2 protein-coding genes and 1 pseudogene are annotated in these 4,049 nt (G+C 67.0%); 2 read left to right on the top strand and 1 reads right to left on the bottom strand.

The genetic code is table 11. The features are described from left to right. The coding region (locus sphsw_RS03460) for a TonB-dependent receptor domain-containing protein (protein ID WP_031439382.1) at positions 1-2,735 on the top strand (2,735 nt) is incomplete at its 5' end. 246 nt (positions 2,736-2,981) lie between these two features. On the opposite strand, the gene sphsw_RS03455 is transcribed toward sphsw_RS03460, so the two are convergent. Further along, a complete protein-coding gene (locus sphsw_RS03455) occupies positions 2,982-3,668 on the bottom strand; it encodes a prolyl hydroxylase family protein (RefSeq protein ID WP_042466491.1) in 687 nt (228 codons plus the stop codon). A gap of 142 nt (positions 3,669-3,810) precedes the next feature. On the opposite strand from sphsw_RS03455, the pseudogene sphsw_RS03450 reads away from it, so the two are divergent. Beyond that, a pseudogene (locus tag sphsw_RS03450) lies at positions 3,811-4,049 on the top strand (type II secretion system protein N); the annotation flags it as partial.

The following is a 4,049-nucleotide window of genomic DNA, read 5'->3' as shown; positions in this document are numbered from 1 at the left end:
CCGCGCCGGCCGCACCGCCCCGGCCCGCCGCGACGCCGCAGGCCGAGGCGGACCAGACCAATGCCGCGACGCCGGGCACGACGGCCCAAGAGCAGACCACACAGCAGGCCACACCGCAGGCCGCACCCGAAGCCGGCGTCGAGGTCTCCAGCCCCGGCTATGACGCCGCAGCGGGCGAGGACATCGTCGTCGTCGGGCGCAACATCCCGAACACCGTGCGCGCGACCGCACAGATCGTCTCGGTGCTGTCGAGCGCGGACATCGCGCGGACGGGCGAGGGCGACATCGCCGGCGCACTGACGCGCGTCACCGGCCTCAGCGTCGTCGGCGGCGGCTTCGTCTATGTCCGCGGCCTCGGCGATCGCTATTCGTCGTCGCTGCTCAACGGTTCGCCCTTGCCGAGCCCCGAGCCGCTCCGCCGGTCGGTTCCGCTCGACATCTTCCCGACCGCGATCGTTGGCTCGGCGCTGGTCCAGAAGACCTATTCGGTGAACTATCCCGGCGAATTCGGCGGCGGCGTGATCAACCTCACGACCAAGGCGATCCCGGAGAAGAACTTCCTGAGCATCGGCGGGTCGATCTCTGCCGACACCGTGACGACCAGCGAGCTCGGCTATACCTATTATGGCGGCGATGCGGACTGGATCGGCTTCGACGACGGCGCGCGCAAGGTGCCCGCCTTCATCAAGAACGCGCCCGGCGGCACCGGGATCATCCCGACCGACCAGGTCGCGCAGCTGACCAACGCGAACACGACGCTGCTCCAGCGCAACAATCAGCTGCCGGCTAACTGGTCGGGCGAGCTGAGCGGCGGATCGGTGTTCGACTTCGGCTCGGACCGGCTGGGCATCATCGCGTCGCTGAGCGCGAGCAACACCTTCCGCACGCGCTCGTCGACTCAGCAGGATTCGGTGTCGACCGACGGCACGCTGCGCAATGATTTCCAGACGCTGCTGACCGACAACCGGATCGTCACCAACGCGCTGATCGGGCTGGGGTACGAATTCGGCCCGAACACGATCCGCTCGACCACCGTCTATATCCACGACACGCTGAAGCAGGCGCGCGGATCGTCGGCGACCGTCTACAACAATTCGAGCGGGCTGCGTTTCCAGCAGAACACCAACTGGTTCGAACGCCAGCTGTTCGAGAGCCAGCTGGTCGGCGAATTCAAGCTGACCGACGCGCTGAAATTCGACGCGCGCGGCGCCTATGCCAATTCGAAGCGCAACGCGCCGTACGAGCGGCAGTTCGACTATCTGTGCTCGGCAACCACCACGACCGGCCTGCCGATCAGCGTCGAGGCGCCCAACGGCTCGGACGGCGCGCAGTGCAACGGCGCCTATCAGGTGACCCAGCGCTTCACGCCGTTCGCCTCGATCATCTTCAGCGAGCTGAACGAGGATCTGTACACCGGGCAGGGCGACCTGTCGTACAAGCTCGACACCGAGCGGCCGATGACGCTGTCGACCGGCTATTTCTATTCGGACACGAAGCGCAATTCGACGCGCCTCCAGTTCAACTATCAGACCGCCGCGGGCGGCGGCACCGCGCCGGGCTATCCCTACAACCTGCTGCGTCCCGACTATCTGCTCGGGATCGATTCGCTCAACGCGAACCAGATCCAGCTGCAGTTCAGCACGCCGCTCGGCGCCTATGCCTATGACGCGTCGCTGCGCATCCATGCGGGCTATGTCCAGGCCGAGGCCGAGGCGACCGACGGCGTCCGTGCGACGATCGGCGTCCGCTACGAGACCGCCGAGGAGCAGGTGACGCCGATCGGCACGACGACGACGCGGCTGAAGAACGATTATTTCCTGCCCGCCGCGACGCTCACCTATAATTTCGCGAACAACATGCAGCTGCGTGCGAGCGCGTCGAAGACGATCTCGCGCCCGCAGTTCCGCGAGCTCGCACCGCAGCAGTTCCGCGATCCCGAATCGGATCGGCTGTTCTTCGGCAACCCGCTGCTGAAGGACTCGGAGCTCTACAATCTCGAGGGCCGCTACGAGTGGTTCTTCGCGCGCGACCAGCGCTTCACGCTCGGCGGCTTCTACAAGGAGATCAAGAACCCGGTCGAGCAGGTCGGCTTCTACACCGGCGCGGACGACCGGCTGCAGACCGGCTTCACCAACCTGCCCGAGGCGACGCTCTATGGCGCGGAGGTCGAGCTCCAGAAATATTTCGACCTCGACTTCCTCAATTCGGACTTTTTCGCGACGCGCCGCGCGCTGTTCATCGCCAACTACACCTATTCGAAATCGTCGATCACCGCGGACAATAGCTGCGTCCCGAACGTGCTCAACCAGACGCTCGGCGGGTGCCAGGCGGGCTTCGGTCCGGCCTCGCTCCAGTTCCGCGACGGCGCGTCACTGACCGGCCAGTCGGATCATCTGGTCAACGTCCAGGTCGGGCTCGAGGATACGGCGTCGCTCTCGGCGATCACGCTGTTGTTCAACTATGCGAGCAACCGCGTGACCAACCGCGGCCCCTCGAACCTCAGCGGCGTCGGCTTCCAGCCCGACATCATCGAAAAGCCCGGCATCCGCCTCGACCTGGTCGCACGGCAGGGCTTCGAGCTCGTTGGCGGCAAATGGGAACTGAAGGCCGAAGCGCGCAACCTGACCGGCACGCGGTTTCAGGAAGGCCAGACCTTCGACAATGGCGCGCAGGTGTTCATCAACCGCTACAATCTTGGCCGGGTCTTCACGCTGGGGCTGAGCACGACGTTCTGAGGTCGGGCGGCGGCGGGGCTGGGCCGGGGGGCCTGCCACCGGCCCGTCATCCCAGCGAAGGCTGGGATCCAGAGTTCCAAAGGACGGCGCTGCTCGGCTCTGGATCCTGGGTCGAGCCCAGGATGACGGGTGGGTGGGGTGAGCGGTTCATCTGCCACCCCTCCGTCATCCCGGCGAACGCCGGGACCCAGGGTCACGGGCGGACCGCTGCGTGGCTCTGAATCCCGGGTACCGGGGTAGGGGCGGCTACCCCCAGGGGCGCTCGCGGTACCATTTCGTGATGACGTATTTGACGCCGCTGCGGACCTTCATGCCGTGGTGGAGCGTCGCGGGGTTGGGCGAGCCGTCGGGCCGGCGGTTGTTCCAGGCGAGCAGCTTGCCGGTCTCGGGCTGGACGATCTTGTCGATCGCCTTGAACCGCGTCGCGCCGCCTGCCTCGGGCTGGTTGAGATAGACCATCACGGTCCAGGTGCGATTGCCCGCGACGCTGCAATAGCGGTCATAGTCGACACCGGTCGGCTCGAAATAATCGGTATGGCCCTTGAACTCCTGCCCCACCGCATAACGCTGCCCCTGGAGCGGTTCGCCATAAAGGCCGTCGAGCCCGGTCAGCGCGGCGATCCGCGCCTCGACGTCGGTGACCACCGGATCGGCGGGGTCGAGGTCGCCCGTCTCGCTCGTCCGGTAGCTCGCATCGCCGTTCGAATCGGAAATCGTCGACGGGCGGCGGACGGCGTCGATCCGCTCGAGCAGTGCGGCGCACAGCGCGGGCGGCAGGAAGCTGCGGTTGAGGAACAGCGTCAGCTTGGGGCTCGGCACGCGCTGGACCCCGGGGGCTGCGGTCAGCCGTGCGACGACCGGCTCGGCGGGCAGGCCGCTGCCGAGCGAGACCGGAGAGGGGGCGGGCGGCGTGTCGGCGGAGCGGATGACCATGATGCTGTTTTGCCGGGCAATCCGCGCTTGCGCCAGCGCGGCATAAATCTATCGCCAGATTGACGCGTAACTGTAACATGGCATGCCTAGCGCCATTGGGGGCGCCAATGGCGGCGGCACCGCGTCGGGAGGGGGTTCGCTCATGCGATTGACGATCGACGCACGGGCGCGCCGTATCCTGCGGCGGCTGCCCGTGATCACGGTATATTCCGCCGCCGAGCTCGCGCTGATGGCGGGGCTGGCGGTGCAATGCGCGCGGCTGATCTGGGTCGCGGTGGCGCCGGTGACGCCGCTCGGCGCGTGGCGCCCGGCAGCGATCGCGCCGGCGGGGGCGAATGGCGACATCCTGCGCAGCTTCGATCCGTTCTTCCGGCTGGGTGC

It is taken from the genome of Sphingomonas sp. FUKUSWIS1, from assembly GCF_000733135.1.
GTDB classification, from domain to species: domain Bacteria; phylum Pseudomonadota; class Alphaproteobacteria; order Sphingomonadales; family Sphingomonadaceae; genus Sphingomonas; species Sphingomonas aerolata.
This window is presented reverse-complemented; position numbering and strand designations above follow the sequence as displayed.

What these genes read in the sequence shown, in the direction of transcription:
- sphsw_RS03455 (WP_042466491.1), bottom strand. Translation starts at nt 3,668, where the DNA reads ATGGTCATCCGCTCCGCCGACACGCCGCCCGCCCCCTCTCCGGTCTCG.